12 protein-coding genes are annotated in these 14,222 nt (G+C 67.5%); 2 read left to right on the top strand and 10 right to left on the bottom strand.

Annotation, left to right across the window (positions count from 1 at the left end; translation table 11 throughout):
• The first annotated feature begins 48 nt into the window (after positions 1–48).
• A complete protein-coding gene (locus tag E0H75_RS14230; protein WP_131513960.1) occupies positions 49–660 on the top strand; it encodes a hypothetical protein in 612 nt (203 codons plus the stop codon).
• A gap of 215 nt (positions 661–875) precedes the next feature.
• Here the strand turns inward: E0H75_RS14230 and E0H75_RS14225 are convergent, their stop codons facing one another.
• The 5 genes from E0H75_RS14225 to E0H75_RS14205 form a co-directional block, all read right to left on the bottom strand.
• Positions 876–2,258, bottom strand: a complete 1,383-nt coding sequence (locus E0H75_RS14225; RefSeq protein ID WP_131513959.1) for a mercuric reductase — start codon at positions 2,256–2,258, stop codon at positions 876–878.
• A 62-nt stretch (positions 2,259–2,320) separates the two neighbouring features.
• Positions 2,321–3,565 carry an NAD(P)/FAD-dependent oxidoreductase gene (locus E0H75_RS14220; RefSeq protein ID WP_131513958.1) on the bottom strand — a complete coding sequence of 415 codons (1,245 nt, stop codon included), beginning with the start codon at positions 3,563–3,565 and terminating at the stop codon, positions 2,321–2,323.
• Positions 3,566–3,577: 12 nt separating this feature from the next.
• On the bottom strand, positions 3,578–4,552 hold the full coding sequence (locus tag E0H75_RS14215; protein WP_131513957.1) for an ornithine cyclodeaminase family protein: 975 nt from the start codon (positions 4,550–4,552) through the stop codon (positions 3,578–3,580).
• 110 nt (positions 4,553–4,662) lie between these two features.
• On the bottom strand, positions 4,663–5,889 hold the full coding sequence (locus E0H75_RS14210) for a PucR family transcriptional regulator (protein ID WP_131513956.1): 1,227 nt from the start codon (positions 5,887–5,889) through the stop codon (positions 4,663–4,665).
• 29 nt (positions 5,890–5,918) lie between these two features.
• The gene (locus E0H75_RS14205; RefSeq protein WP_131513955.1) at positions 5,919–6,608 is read right to left on the bottom strand and encodes a pyridoxamine 5'-phosphate oxidase family protein; all 690 of its coding nucleotides are present in this window, start codon (positions 6,606–6,608) and stop codon (positions 5,919–5,921) included.
• A gap of 182 nt (positions 6,609–6,790) precedes the next feature.
• Between E0H75_RS14205 and E0H75_RS14200 the strand changes: the two genes are divergently transcribed.
• Positions 6,791–7,555: a pyrroline-5-carboxylate reductase family protein gene (locus E0H75_RS14200; RefSeq protein WP_131513954.1), complete on the top strand. Its 765-nt coding sequence runs from the start codon at positions 6,791–6,793 to the stop codon at positions 7,553–7,555.
• A gap of 3 nt (positions 7,556–7,558) precedes the next feature.
• Here E0H75_RS14200 and E0H75_RS14195 read toward each other — a convergent pair whose 3' ends face one another.
• Genes E0H75_RS14195 through E0H75_RS14175 form a run of 5 tightly spaced genes read right to left on the bottom strand, consistent with a single transcriptional unit; the run spans position 7,559 to position 14,214 of the window.
• Complete coding sequence (locus E0H75_RS14195) at positions 7,559–9,286, bottom strand: MOSC domain-containing protein (RefSeq protein ID WP_238163003.1); 1,728 nt, start codon at positions 9,284–9,286, stop codon at positions 7,559–7,561.
• Between the two features lie 50 nt (positions 9,287–9,336).
• Positions 9,337–10,125, bottom strand: a complete 789-nt coding sequence (locus E0H75_RS14190) for an enoyl-CoA hydratase-related protein (protein ID WP_131513952.1) — start codon at positions 10,123–10,125, stop codon at positions 9,337–9,339.
• The gene (locus E0H75_RS14185) at positions 10,122–11,969 is read right to left on the bottom strand and encodes a CocE/NonD family hydrolase (protein ID WP_131513951.1); all 1,848 of its coding nucleotides are present in this window, start codon (positions 11,967–11,969) and stop codon (positions 10,122–10,124) included. The genes E0H75_RS14190 and E0H75_RS14185 overlap by 4 nt, the downstream gene beginning before the upstream one ends.
• Positions 11,966–13,003 carry a dipeptidase gene (locus tag E0H75_RS14180; protein WP_131513950.1) on the bottom strand — a complete coding sequence of 346 codons (1,038 nt, stop codon included), beginning with the start codon at positions 13,001–13,003 and terminating at the stop codon, positions 11,966–11,968. The genes E0H75_RS14185 and E0H75_RS14180 overlap by 4 nt, the downstream gene beginning before the upstream one ends.
• A 17-nt stretch (positions 13,004–13,020) precedes the next feature.
• Positions 13,021–14,214: an acyl-CoA dehydrogenase family protein gene (locus tag E0H75_RS14175; protein ID WP_131513949.1), complete on the bottom strand. Its 1,194-nt coding sequence runs from the start codon at positions 14,212–14,214 to the stop codon at positions 13,021–13,023.
• Positions 14,215–14,222 lie beyond the last annotated feature (8 nt).

The raw sequence follows: 14,222 nt of genomic DNA, 5'->3' as shown, positions 1-14,222 counted from the left end.
GTGCTGTGCTCTTGGCCTCGCGCAGGCTCACCCGCCAGACATACGCGTATGCCGGAGCCATCGGACCCAATCGAACGCGTCGACCAAGCTCTGTCGACCTTCCTCCCGCACATCGGCGCCGTCGCCGTCGATTCGGCCCGCATCGAATGGGGGCTGTCCCAGCTTGTCTCGATGCTGACAAACACGCCACTGGCCGACACGCTCCGAATGAAGACCGACCAGCAGGTACGCGAGATCAAGCGTTCGCTGCGCGATGCAGCGGAGCCGGACCACCAGCCGTGGGCCGACGCAATCACCGATTGGGCAACGACCGCGAAGGACCTACTCCGCAAGCGGGGTGACCTGATGCACTCGCGTTGGATCATCGGCGATGTCCCCTCGCCCGACGATCTCGTACGCACCGGTCAGCTCACGCCGGAGCAAGCCCAGAGGATCGACCCGCAGGACTACGTCAACGTGTATTCAAGCCGACTACGCGGGTCCGATCTGCCCAAGAAGCGCAGCGCGCCGGACCTGGCTGAGTTCGCGCAGTCGCTGCATCAGCATATGAGCGGCTACCGCCGCATGTGGCTTGCGGCGGGGATCGTGCTCGGACTGTGGCCAGCACCCACCGAGCCTGCCGCCCGCAGCGGCGAGCAGACCGACGCCCCTACCGGGTGATTCTGTTCCGTCCGTGTTCCGTCAGACAGCCGTATGAAGCCAACCTCACCCAACGACCACCAATGGCTAGTGCGCAGGTCAGCGGCACATTGCCAATAACAGTCAACAACAGCCAACCTTGTGGCAACAGTTCGAGCTGTACTACGACGTCTGAGTTCGTCCCAGAACGGCGGCACAAGGCCCACCCGGCAGACCCGGGTGGGCTTTGCGTTGTCTCAGGCGTCGAACATCGCGAAGAGGCTGTTGAGGCCTTCGGCCAGCAGCGGGTGGGTGAAGATCGCGTCAGCCATCGCGGTGTGGGTGAGCTTGCCCAGCATGGCGATCTGGATCATCGTCATGATCTCGCCGCCTTCACTGCCGATGACCGCGCAGCCGAGGATCTGCCCGGTGTCCGCGTCGACGACGACCTTCATGAAGCCGCGCGTCTCGCCGATCTCGAGGGCCCGGATCACCGCGCTCATCGGGAGCTTCGCCACCCGGATGGCGCGTCCTTGTGCCCTGGCCGCGCGCTCGGTCAGGCCGGCGCGGCCGAGCTGCGGGTCGATGAACACCGCGTACGGGACGATCCGGTCCCGCGTACTCCGCTTCTCGTGATCGATCAGGATGGCGTGCAGGATGCGGTAGTCGTCGTTGGACAGGTGGGTGAAGGCCGGCCCGCCCTTGATGTCCCCCATCGCGTAGACGCCGGGGACACTGGTTTCGAGGTACTCGTCGACCTCGATGAAGCCACGCTCGTCGAGGCGGATGCCGGCCGCCTCCGGAGCGAGCGCTTCGGTGTTCGGGACGCGGCCGATGGCCGCCAGCAGGTGCGACCCTTCGATCTGTTCCTCACCGTCGTCGGTGCGAACGGCCAGCCGCACCCGGCCGCCGCCGGCCGGCTCGACCCGGACCGGCGTCGCGGAGGTCAGCACGGTGATCCCGTCATCGCGCAGGATCGTGACGACCTCGTCAGACACGTCGTCGTCTTCGGCCATCATCACCCGCGCGGCACTTTGGACGATCGTGACCTCGCTGCCGAACCGGCGGAACATCTGGCCGAACTCCAGGCCGATGTAGCCTCCGCCGAGCACGACCAGGTGCTCCGGCAGCTCGTCCAACTCCATGATCGAGGTCGAATCGAGGACCGGAACGTCGCCGGCGATCGCCAGCGGCTTGGGCCTGGTGCCCGCGTCGATGATGATCACCGGCGCACTGATCTCCCGTGTCCCGCCGTTCGTCAACGCGATCTCAACCGTCTTCGGCCCGGTGAAGTGCGCCTCGCCTTCGATCAGCTCGAGCCCGTCCAGCGCCAGCCGGCCGGCGTAGTTGTCCCGCGCGCCGGCCACCATCGCGCGCTTGCGCTCGCGCACCACGGCCAGGTCCACCGAGACCGGACCCGTGCGTACGCCGTACTCCGCGCCGCGGCGGGCCTGGTAGGCGAGGCGCGCGCTGGCGACCATCGTCTTGGTGGGGGTGCATCCGGTGTTGACGCACACCCCGCCGAGTAGACCTCGCTCGACCAGCGCCACCTTCTGGCCCGCCTTCGCCAGCTCGACGGGGAGGAACCGGCCGCCCTGGCTGGTCCCGATCACGATCGCGTCGTAGTGCGCGTCGGCCATTGCGCTCTCTCCTCTACTGGGCCCGGTAACCATCCCAGTGGAGCACAATCACCTCGCCTGTTTCAGCGGCGCATGACGCGTCCCGGATCGAAAGGCTTCAGCACGCCTGGTGTGTGGCCGGTCATGATCAGCTCGGACATGTACAGACCGGTCGCCGGGGCCAAGGTGATGCCTGACATCGAGTGGCCTGTCGCCAGATAGACGTTCTCGAACCCGGGTACGCGTCCCAGGATCGGCAGGCCGTCAGCGGCCAGCGGTCTCATCCCGACCCACTCGTCCTCGACGGTGTCGCCGGGCCAGTCCGCCAGATACCTGCGCGCCCCAGCCTTGATGGCGCGGATGCGGCGTTCGTCGAGACGCAGGTTGAGGCCGCTCAGCTCCATCGTCCCGGAGACACGCGCCTTGCCGTCGGACAGCGGCGTGACCACCACCTTCGATTCCCCGAAATGGATCGGCCTGCGTGGCTGGATCCGGGGACGGATGGAGAAGCTGTACCCCTTGCCGGCCTGCATCAGCAGCTTCACGCCGAGCATCCGCGCGAGGGGTTCGGTCCAGGCTCCGGCGGCGAGTACGACGTTCTCGACCTCGAAGCGCCCCGAGGACGTTCGCAGCGCAGTCGCTCGCCCGTTGCGGTGGTCGATTCCGGCGACCTCGGTGCCCTCGAGGATCTCGGCGTCGAGGGCGTCCGCGAATCCACGACTGATCCGCGCCGGGTCGACATGCGCCTCGCCTTCGATCAGGAATCCCGCGGTCACCTCGTCGGACAGCACCGGCTCGGCCTTGTGCAAATCGTCCCCGGTCAAGATTGCCTCGGGCAACGGATAGCCGTACGCCGACAGGATCCTCAGCCGGTCGAGATCACCTGCCAGCGCCTCGGCCTGACGGGCCACCATCAGGATCCCCGCACGCTGGATGCCGAAGTCGATTCCGCCGGCGGCGAGTTCGGCGTACAGGGCGTGGGTGTTCTCACCCAACCGTGCCGTAGCCCGCATTCCGCGCTGGAAGGCGCTGTCGTTGCAGTGGCGCCAGAACCTCCATGCCCACCGGGTGAAGTCGGCATCTGCTCGCAGGGCGAAGTAGATCGGCGATGCGGGATCCGTCAGGGACCTCAACGTGTAGCCCAGCAGGCCCTTGGCAGGGATCGGCGCGGCGAATGAGGGAGCGATCCAGCCGCTGTTGCCCCACGAGGCTCCGCTGCCGACGCGACGGGCTTCGACTACACGCACCGCCGCACCCGCTTGGGCCAGGTAGTAGGCGCTGGCGAGACCGATGGCCCCTCCCCCGACAACGGTGACTTCTTTGGTCACGACCGGCTCCTGTCAGGGAAAGTCGATCACGACGCCGATGCCCTCACGCTGCGCAAGCGCGACGATCGACGCTGCAGCGGCGACGTCTTGGATCGCCAGTCCCAAGGACTCGAACACGGTGATCTGGTCCGGTCGTGTCCGCCCGGCCCGCGCGCCGACGAGCAACTCACCGACCTCGGGTGGATCGAACGAGTCGGCGAACGCTCCCTCGTCGAGTGGTATCAGCATGTCGCCGGCGTTGGCGAAGGCGCCTTCGCGGCTGTCGACGGCGAAGACGTCAGCCTTCTGCACCAGGTTCGTGCAGAGTTCGCGACCCTCCCGGTGGAAGGCGCCGACCGCGTTGAGGTGGGTGCCTGGGGAGATCCAGTCTCCGTCGATCAAGGGTTCCGTCGAGGACGTGACGGTACAGACCAGGTCCGCTCCGTCCACGGCGGACTGCACGCTCTCGCAGACCTCGACCTCGAAGCCGCGAGCCTCGGCCCATCGAACGAACTCGAGCGCTCGTTGTCCGGTCCGGTTCCACACACGGACGCGCCGGAGTTTGCGAACCTCGGCCATCGCCAGCAGGTGGCTCCGAGCCTGTACTCCGGCGCCGATGATGGCGAGATCACCTGCGTCCGGATTGGCCAGCAGACCGGTGGCAGCGCCTGAGGTCGCGGCCGTCCGAAGCTCGGTCACCACTCCGCCCTCGAGCAGCGCCAGCAGTACGCCGGTCACGGGATCGAGCAGGGCCACGAACGCCTGGATCACCTCCAGGCCACGCTGCTGGTTCCCTGGAACGATCGTCAGCACCTTCAGCCCGACGCCTCCCTCGACAGCGGCCGGCTTGAGCCAGACGGACCCATCGAACGCCGGCGGGTCCAGCACGACGCGAGGAGGCTGGAACACCTCTCCCCTGCCATGCGCGGCCATCGCCGAGCGCATCAACTCCACCGCGTCGCCCATCGGGAACGCCGCCCGTACGTCCGTCGCAGTCAGCACCAGCATCCCGGCGTCTCCATCCCGAATCGCGTCACGCGTTCACGCTAGGGGGATGGTCGGGCGGCGGGCATTCTCCCGTCGTCGGAAAGCGGCAGCCCGCTCTCCTTCTCCTGTAGCTAACGCCTGAGCCCGATCAACCGGGCGATCTTCAGACCCAGGTGGTACACGAGGCGGTCCTCCCCGTTGGACAGGTGCGCGCCGGTCAGTTCTTCGATCCGCTGGAGCCGGTAGTACAGCGTGGTGCGATGCACGAACAGTTGCTCCGCCGTCGCCTGGACGTCACCCGCGTTCTCCAGGAACGCCTCGAGCGTGTCGACCAGTTGGGCGCCCTTCGGACCTGATCCGATCAGCTGGAGCAGGCCGGGTGGCACGCAGGTCTCGTCGAGCTCGCGACCCGGGATCCTGGTCAGCAGTCCGTAGACGCCGAGCTCTTCGTGGGACATCACGCGGTCCGCGCCGGCCATGACGCGAGCCACCCGGGCTGCTCGTTGTGCCGTCTCGTACGAGCTGTGCGCATCGGTCAGATCGCCGGCCACGCTGCCGATGCCGGCGTACGGATCACTGCCGGGCAGATCCGCCAGGATGCTCGACAGCAGGTCCCGCACCAGCGCGACCTTCTCCGTGCCGCCGAACATGGGGTCCTTGTCGGAGAGCAGAAGCAGACCGTGATCTCGCCGGACCAGGCAGATGTGACGACGATCGCTCAGCCGACGTCCCGCACGATCGAGCCATCCACCGAGTACGTCGCGCTCGTTCTCGGACAGCCCGCGACCGTCTGCGGACAGCGTCACCACCACGACGCACACCGGCTCGGATGCGACGAAGTAGTCGCCGTCGACGAGGTCGGCGGCGGCGTGCCGGCGAGCGGCCAGGTCGCCGGCCAGAATCAGCTCATGGGAAAGATCGCGAACCCTGCTCTTGCTGAACTCCTCTGCCAGCTGGTCTCGATGCAGGGCGGCCGCGAGCGTCTCGGTCGTCTGGGAGACGGTCCTGAGCTCTTCGGCGGTGAGCTCGTTCTCCCCCTCGACGATCCAGATGTACCCGACCAGTGCGCCCTGCCACCGGATCGGGACCACCAATCGTTGATGAATGCAACCGATCCGGGCATCGATCGGCGGCCGGAACGGTTCCACCGCGGTCCGCGCTCCGGCGGCCTGCGTCCAGGCCAGGACCTCCGGACGTACGTCGTGCTGCTGGAAGATCGACTGCTGGCGGAGCTGGTCGACCGGGCCGTACTCGTGCGAAGAGAAGGCCAGCTGACGCATCCACGCATCGTCAACAGTCACGTTGCGCTGGATCTTGTGGCCGAGAGCATCAACCAACCGTTGGAGCTCTGACGTCATCCCCCGACGATAGCGTCCGAAGGCCGGAGTCACACTCCCGTTCTGCCCTGGCCCCACAACCGCAGATACTCGGGGACCGCCGTACCGGCCGGCACGTGCTCATCCGGGACCGGCTCACCAGGGGTCACCCGCAACGGGAGCTCGCCGGCCCAGACAGGTAGGGCTCGGTCCGCGGCCGCGTCGTCCCCGTCGCCGGTGCGCACCTTGACGGAGCACTCGTCGAGCGGAATGGACACCAGCAGCGCGCTGCCGAGCTCGGCATCCGTCAGCGGTCGCAGGTCCGGCAACCGGCCCGGGATGCACTTCTCGACGAGGGCCAGCATGCGTTCCAGCTTGGCCTCGGGATCCTCGATCGCCGTACCCGTGCCCAGGACGACGACCGAGCGATAGTTCACCGAGTTCTGCAGCACGGAGCGGCCCATCGCCAGTCCGTCGAGAACCGTGGCTTCGACGCAGACGGGCGCGCCGTCGGTGATCAGGTTGAACATCCGGTTCCGGCGGGAGCCGTGGATCAGCAGCGAATCGCCGACCCGGACGTGCAGGGTGGGCAACACGTACGGCTGGTCGTCGACGACGAAGCCGACGTGACACATGAGGGACTCGTCCAGGATCTCGTGGACCTTGTCGAGGTCGTACGAGGCTCGGGCGGGTCGACGCCGGACCCGGACCCGCGGACTCGCGGGCCCTGTCGACTTGTCGGTCGCACCTCTACTCGGCATTCTCAGCGGCCTTCCTGCCGGCACAACGTTCCTTGCACCGATCCTCGGCAGCCCGGCCCGCGATTGCTAACGACAGGTGATGCAAAACCCGCGGCACGGGTCCGACGTGCGACGCAAGTACGAACAGCTCGACCGCTCTACGGTTCAGATGACCGTTCGTCCCCACCTGACAGAGGATCCTCATGATCGGCTTCGTTGGCGCAGGAAACATGGCCACTGCAATCGCGCGCGGACTCGGTGAGCCGGTCTACGCGACCGACGCCGGCTCCGGACGGGCGGCGGCACTTGTGGCCGAGTTGGGTGGAGAGGTGATGCCCACCAACGCCGACCTGTTCAAGCGCTCCGAAACCATCTTCCTCGGCCATCGTCCCGACCAGCTGGCCGAGATCGCGAAGGGTGTCGACGCCACGGGGAAGATGGTGATCTCGATGATGGGCCCGACCACCGTCGCCGAGCTCCAAGCCGCCTATCCCGGTGCCACCGTCGTACGGACGATGCCCAATACGCCGGTCGAGGTCCGCAGAGGCGTGGTTGCCGTGGCCGCAGGCGGCGAGCCCGCGGTCGAGCTCCTCTCCCGGCTCGGGACGGTCGTCGTACTTCCGGAGCGCCAGATGGACCTGGCCACGGCAACGGCCGGGGTCATGCCCGCCTACATCGCCGTCCTGGCCGAGGCCGCGATCGACGCCGCGGTGTGCCACGGCCTCGACCTCAAGAGCGCGAAATCCATGTTCCTCGAGACCATGGCAGGCACGGCCGAGCTGCTGATCAAACGCGACGGCGACACCCTCGCCGTACGCCGTGAGGTCGGCACACCGGGCGAATCCACGGTCCGCGGCGTTGCAGCCCTCGAACGGAACAACGTCCGTACCGCGTTCATGGACGCCTACCACGATGTCCTCACCCGCCTGAGCCGTCCGTACACCGGCGGCGCCATCGTCACCGACTGACTCCTATTCGGGTGGCCTGGGCAGCCGCAGTACGACGGGCCCGGTGGGCACCGCGGAACAGGCCAGCACCGCCCGCGATCCCGGCGGGAGGGCGGGATCGACCAGGTACGAGACTTCGCCGTGGACGAGGTCGAGCGTGCAGGTGCCGCAGGCGCCGGACCGGCAGGCGGAGAGCACGGGAACCCCATGGTTCTCGGCGAGTTCGAGAAGGGTGCCGTCGGCATCGGTCCAGGTCGCGGCCGTGCCGTCGGGAAGGTAGGTCACCGGGTGCGGGCCGGACCCCGGTGCGGGTCGTCGGACGGGCACTTCCGTCGCAGGCGAGAGGAACGGATCGGAATGGATGCGATCCGCGTCCACTCCCGCCGACCGGAGGGCATCGGACACCATGGCCACGAAGTCGGTCGAACCGCACACCAGAGCCTCGGCGTCGCGGTCGCCGGCGAGACTGTCGAGAATGTCGCGCTTGGTGGGACGTCGTGCGGCGCGCCGCGTCTCGAAGAGCGTGGCCGTCGCACCGGACAGTCGAGCGAGCTCGACCACCTCGGGCCACAGCGTCGCGCTTTCCTTGCTCGCGTCGACGTGCAGCACGGAGACCGGGCGACCGTCCGCGACCGCCACCAACTGCTGCAGCGCCGCAGCCATGGGAGTGATGCCGATACCGGCGCTCACCAGGTACAGCGGTCGAGGTTCTCGGGAGAGCGTAGGGACCCCGAACGGTCCTGAGATGAGCAGGCGGTCTCCAGAGGCCAACAACGCAAGGCTTTCCGAGACCGCGCCGCGCAGTCGCACTGTGATCCGGATCCGATCATCGCGCCGGCCGGAGACGCTGTAGGCACGCCAGGTCAGCGCAGCATTCGCTGTCGGCAGGTGCACCCGGATGTGCTGACCGGCGAACACCGGCTGACGGTAGGGGTCGCGGAGCCACACGCTGATCGTCCGGTCGTCCTCACGAACCGTCTCGAGCACCTCGGCCTCCCGCGGCCAGGGATGCATGACCTCACGACGTTCCCGCAACCTGTCGCCGAGCGGAACGGGATCAGGGCGGTCACCGACGACGACAGTCGAACCGACGTGAAGCCGCGCGGGTCCGGCCAGGCGTGCGTAGACGCCCAGGTGTGGGAGACCGATGGTGCGGGTGAGCAGGGATGGGAACTCCAGGTCCCGCTCCCCGGTCCCCGGGTTCGCCGAGGTCGCGCGGCAGCGAGCGATCGGCCGGATCACTTCGACCTCGCAGTCGCCGAGCCGGATCCGCCGGCCCACCCACGACAGTTCGGCGAAGGCCGGCAGACCGTCGACGTACACGTTGGCACGGAATCGGCGGATGTCGAGCGTGGTGCCGGTGAGCTGCTCGAGCGCGCGGATCGTAGCCAGATTGATCACGGACAGCTCGGCGTCCGCGACGTCCCACAGCGCTGCCGCATCGCCGTGCACGAGTCGCAGCCCGGGTTCTCCGAACCACTGACGCAGTACTGCCTCTTGGTCCGGCTGAGCCTGGTCCGAGCGCACTGACGGCCCAGCTAGGTGAGCCCTGTGACGGAGCTCGACCACGCCAGGCGCCGGCATGGTCACCGTCACCTGCGTCATGTCGGCGTCGCGCGCGACCTGCTTGAAGGCGGATCGCAGCCGCCACGGCGTCCGAGGCCCCACTGGCTGATCACCACGCGCGATCGCAACCGAACGATCGTGGAGCGCGCCCGTGCCGGGCAGTACGTCGACCTCATCGACTGACACGCCTGCGGCACCCTTGACCGGATACACCCACAGCGAGTCGACGACCCCGGTCACGCCCGTCCCAGCCGGTCGCTGTACGCCGGTTTGCGGTTCTCGCGGACCGCGGCGATCGCCTCCTTGGCGTCGGCCTCGGCAGCCAGACGCCCGGTCATCCGCTGCTCGAACTCGTAGCCGGCCTTCAGATCCATGAACTCGACGGTGTTCATGGCCTCCTTCGCATGGCGGAGCGCGGCCAGGCTGTGTCGCGTCATCTTCTCCGCCAGGCCGAGCGCCACGTCGAGCAGTTCGCCGTCGGGTACGACGCGCAGCACCGCGCCGTACTGCACGAGCTCGGCCGCCGGCCACGGCTCGGCGGTGAAGTACATCGCACGCACGAGTGGTTGGGGAATCAGGCGGGCGAGGTGGCGGGCACCGCCCATCACGCCGACGCTCACCTCCGGCGTACCGAATCGAGCGCTCTCACCGGCAACGACCACATCGCAACTTGCCGCGATGGCCAGACCGGTGCCGAGCGCCGCCCCGCGGACCGCGCCGATCACCGGCACAGGGCAGTCGTAGATCGAGGCGAAGGTGTCCCGGACCAGTCGCATCCGCCCGGCGGAGTTGACCTCGGTCAGGGTGAGGAACTCCTCGAGTTCGTTCCCCGCGCAGAAGTGCTTCCCGGCGCCGGTCAGCACCACTGCCTTCGTGCCCGGCAGTACTTCGTCGAACCGGCCGAACAGGTCGCGGATCTCCTCGTACATGTCCAGGTTGACCGCATTGACCGGCCCCCGGTCCAGCGTCACGACTGTGGTCGCGCCCTCCTGACGCGTCGACAGGTGCTCGTACGGCGCACTCATGGGGTGACCGGGATGATCGGGAGCAGGACGTGTGACGGGTGCGACGCATCCCGATAGACGGTCTGTGTCGCCGCTACCGGATCACCTGCCGCACCACCCAGGTTCGTATTCCGGTCGAACCGCGGGAAGTCCGCCGAGCTGACGTCGACCCGGATCCGGTGGCCGGCCTTGAATCGATTGGCCGTGACCCACATGTCGATCTCCAGCGGGTAGACCTCACCGGGTACGAGCGGCTCGGCGCCACGATCGAGATCGCGATACCGCGCCCGCAGCAGACCGTTCTGCAGCTGGATCGCCCGTCCGTCCGGAGCGACGTCGCTGAGGCGTACGGCGAAGTCGGTGTCCACCGCGGACGAGCTGGCATGCAGCACCGCCCGAAGGTTGCCCACGACATCGATGTCCTGGGCAAGCGGTTCGGTCGTGTAGGTGAGTACGTCGTTACGCTGCTGGACCGCACTGACATCCACACTGCCGGGCGGATAGACCCAGGAGACGATGCTGCCGCCCACTGTCGGGGTCGGGTCGAGCGGGTCGTAGACGTACTGGTCTGCAGCCTCATGTTCCTGCGGAGGCGTCGTACTCAATCTCGCGCCGGCGCCGAGATAGTACGGCGTGTCCACGGCTTCGGGCAGTGGCCAGTCGTCCGCGCTGCGCCACTCGTTCGCACCCATGAGGTAGTAGATGACGCGCGGCCACTCGTCGATCGAGCCGTCCCGCACGGTCTGGTACCAGCGCAAGGTGAAGTCGACGTTCGACCAGTGGTTGTGCTGCAGTTCCGGGTGCTCGCCCATCCGCTCCTTGTAACCAACCGAGTTGTGCGATGAGGGGGTGATGATGATCCGGGCTTGGGAACGCAACGGTTCGGGAGCGTGCGTGCGGAGGAGCTCGAAGGTCGCCAGCGCGTCGTTGATGAACCAGTCGTACCAACCGGTGCGCAACAGCGGGATCGCCTGGAAGTCGGCAACCTGCTGAGTGGGGTCGACGGACGGCAACGTGTGCCGGTCGAGCGAGATGCCCTGGCCGAAGAGCGGCCCGATGTTCTCGGCATCGACGATGGTGACGTGCGGCGACCCGGTGAGTTCACGGACGAACTCGGCCCGTTCCGCACAGGTCAACGAGCAGTAGTGCGCCCACAACCACGCTTGCGCCTCGACCGGTGACAGGTCCTTCAGCGCGGGGAACGAGTCCGTGAGCTCTCCCAGCATCGGGTGGACGAAAGGCTCGTTGAAGAAGCCGGTCGACAGCGTCTCGTCCAGCATCATCGGCTCGACCTGCCAGTGCGGCAGATCCGTCTTCTCCTCGCCGTGGCCGATCGTATGGGCGAGTGCGTTGACCACCATGTGCAGCGACGCCGTCTTGGTGCCGACCCCGATCCCGCTGACCTCCGGGACGATCGTGGTCATCTTCGGATGGGTTGCCATCGGCCACTGCACCTGACCGACGTACGAGCCGCCGAGGGATCCGATGAAGCCGTCGCACCAGTCCTGGGCACTGATCCACTCGACGAAGTCGTAGCCGTCCTGCGGCTCGAACATGTAGAAGTCGTGGTCGTCTGGTTCGCTGTCTCCCGTGCCACGCAGGTCCTGTACGGCGACGACGTACCCCCGGCGGGCGAACGCCATGAAGGGCGCGACCAGGTTGTCGCCGTCGCGTCCGTACGGCGTACGTACGGCGATCACCGGTGCGGGCGTCTTCGGCGGCACGTACAAGTCGGTCGCGAGCTTGACGCCGTCCCGCATCGACACGTTCACCGTCTCGATCTTGACGTCGGCCGCCGCGAACTGCGCCGGCGTACGTACGTCCTTGCTCTTCAGCGCGTACTGGAGGTCATCCGACACGGTCATCTGGCCGGGACTCCCATCACGTCACGGAGAACGCGCAGCACGTTCTCGCCGAGGATCTTGCGGATGTCGGCCTCGCGGAATCCGCGGCGCACCATCACCTCGGTGATCCTCGGGAAGTCCGACGGTCGCACGATCTCGGCTCGCTCGTACTCGACGCCGTTGGTCGGGGCACCGACCCAGCCGCCGAACACGTGCTGGTAGTAGTCATCGATGATGTCTGGTCCGAGCCCGACGTGATCGATGCCGGCGACGTCGATGATGCGCTCGATGTGATCGACGACGCGCTCGGCCGTCGGGGACTTCGCGTCGATGAAGAAGGGAACCGCGGCCGCGACTCCGATCACCCCACCGAGCTCGGCGATCGCCTTCAGTTGCTCGTCGCCGAGATTGCGGTGGCTGTCGGTGATGCCAAGGCAGGCCGAGTGCGTCGCGAGGAACGGCCGGGTCGCCAGCGACAGCACGTCCTCGACACCGCCGATGCCCAGATGGCTGATGTCGAAGACGATGCCCAGCTCCTCCATCTCGTGCAGCGCGGTGATGCCCTCCGGCGTCAACCGGCTGCGCGAGGTCGAGTCCAGACCGCTGCCGTCAGCAAGGAACGTCCGCGCGTAGTGCGCCATGGAGATCACCCGAACCCCGACCCGGGCCAGGGTGCGTACCAGTTGCGGGTCCTGCCCGATGGCGTGCGCGCCCTCGAGCGCGATCACCAGGGCGATCCGTCCCGACGACGTCGCGGCGTCGACCTCCGCGCCGGTCAGGCACACGGCCACGTCGTCGCTGTACTCCGCTCCGAGCTCATGGATCCGCTCGATCAGCAGCAACGTACGACGCAAGGCACCCTCGGACTGGAACTGATCCTCGATACAGATCGGCAGGACTTGTACGTCGACCCCGCCGGCGCGCAGCTCGGGCAGCCAGAACTGGCCGAAGTGGTCGGGTTGCTCGCGCCGGTCGAAGTGGTCCACCAACAGGATCAGGTCGTTGTGCGTGTCGACCACAACGGAGTCCTGGTGGAGCAGAAGTGGATCGGTCATACGCAAAGGCACCTCGTTCAGAGTGATCGGGAGATGTGGTCCTTCAGCACCTCGTTGGCCCCGCCGTAGATCTTCTGGGCCCGGGCGTCGACGTACAGCCGGGAGATCAGGTACTCCCGCATGTAGCCGTAACCGCCGAACAGTTGCAGGCATCGATCGGTGACGTCGGTCTGGTTCTGGGTCAGCCACCACTTCGCCATCGACGCCGTGGCCGGCTCGAGGGTGCCGTCGACGAACCGCTCGACGCAGTCGTCCAGGAACACCCGGGACGCGCGGACGATCGTCGCCAGTTCGGCGAGCTCGAACCGGACGTGCTGCATCGAAAACAAAGGACCGCCGAACGCTTCCCGCGTCTTGGTGTAGGCGACGGTCTCTTCCAGCGCACGCTCCATCGCGGCCACCGCGGTGATGGCGATGACCAACCGCTCGCGGGGTAGCTCGGCCTTCAGGATCTCGAGTCCGCGGCCTTCCGCCCCGACCAGGTGGCCGACCGGGACGGACACCTCGTCGAAGAACAACTCCGCGGTGTCCGAGGCATGCCGACCCAGTTTGTCGAGGGTGCGCCCGCGCCGGAAGCCCGGTGCGTCGGCCGTCTCGAGGGCGAGCAAGGAGATCCCGTTGCGTCCCGCCGCGGGGTCGGTCTTCGCGACGACCACGACCAGATCGCAGCGGGCGCCGTTGCTGATGAAGGTCTTGGAGCCGTTGAGAACGTACTGGTCTGCGACACGCTCGGCCCGGGTGACGATGTTCTTGAGGTCGCTGCCCGCACCCGGTTCGGACATCGCCACGGCGCCGATGATGTCGCCGGTCGCCATCCCCGGCAGCCAGCGCCGCCGTTGCTCGTCATTGCCGTACGTCGCAAGCAGCGGGGCCACCACTCCGCTGTGCACCATGTTGCCGAACCCGGTGTCGCCGGCCCGTGCCTGCTCACTCAGTACGACGGCGTCGTGGGCGAACGAGCCACCTCCCCCACCGAACTCGGCCGGCACCTCGCAGCAGAGCAGGCCGAGCGCGCCGGCCTTGTGCCACACCTCGCGCTCGATGTACTTCTGCTCGTCGAAGCGCTCGAAATGCGGGACGATCTCGGTCTCGAAGAAGGCCCGCGCGACCGCGGCCAGCGCGACCGCCTCGTCATCCGCCCAGCGTGGCCGGGCCGCGCGCCCGGACCTCGTTCGCGGGTCACCGGGCCGTGCGACAGTGTCGGTGCTCATCGGTTCTC

The sequence above is a fragment of the Kribbella capetownensis genome (genome assembly GCF_004331485.1).
GTDB lineage: Bacteria > Actinomycetota > Actinomycetes > Propionibacteriales > Kribbellaceae > Kribbella > Kribbella capetownensis.
Note: the sequence above shows the minus strand (reverse complement) of the source record. Positions and strands in the feature narration are given on the sequence as shown.

Excerpts from the sequence above, each read along its gene's own strand:
- E0H75_RS14230 (WP_131513960.1), top strand. The coding sequence starts at position 49 with ATGCCGGAGCCATCGGACCCAATCGAACGCGTCGACCAAGCTCTGTCG.
- E0H75_RS14225 (WP_131513959.1), bottom strand. The coding sequence starts at position 2,258 with ATGGCCGACGCGCACTACGACGCGATCGTGATCGGGACCAGCCAGGGC.
- E0H75_RS14215 (WP_131513957.1), bottom strand. The coding sequence starts at position 4,552 with ATGCTGGTGCTGACTGCGACGGACGTACGGGCGGCGTTCCCGATGGGC.
- E0H75_RS14210 (WP_131513956.1), bottom strand. The coding sequence starts at position 5,889 with ATGACGTCAGAGCTCCAACGGTTGGTTGATGCTCTCGGCCACAAGATC.
- E0H75_RS14205 (WP_131513955.1), bottom strand. The coding sequence starts at position 6,608 with ATGCCGAGTAGAGGTGCGACCGACAAGTCGACAGGGCCCGCGAGTCCG.
- E0H75_RS14200 (WP_131513954.1), top strand. The coding sequence starts at position 6,791 with ATGATCGGCTTCGTTGGCGCAGGAAACATGGCCACTGCAATCGCGCGC.
- E0H75_RS14190 (WP_131513952.1), bottom strand. The coding sequence starts at position 10,125 with ATGAGTGCGCCGTACGAGCACCTGTCGACGCGTCAGGAGGGCGCGACC.
- E0H75_RS14185 (WP_131513951.1), bottom strand. The coding sequence starts at position 11,969 with ATGACCGTGTCGGATGACCTCCAGTACGCGCTGAAGAGCAAGGACGTA.
- E0H75_RS14180 (WP_131513950.1), bottom strand. The coding sequence starts at position 13,003 with ATGACCGATCCACTTCTGCTCCACCAGGACTCCGTTGTGGTCGACACG.
- E0H75_RS14175 (WP_131513949.1), bottom strand. The coding sequence starts at position 14,214 with ATGAGCACCGACACTGTCGCACGGCCCGGTGACCCGCGAACGAGGTCC.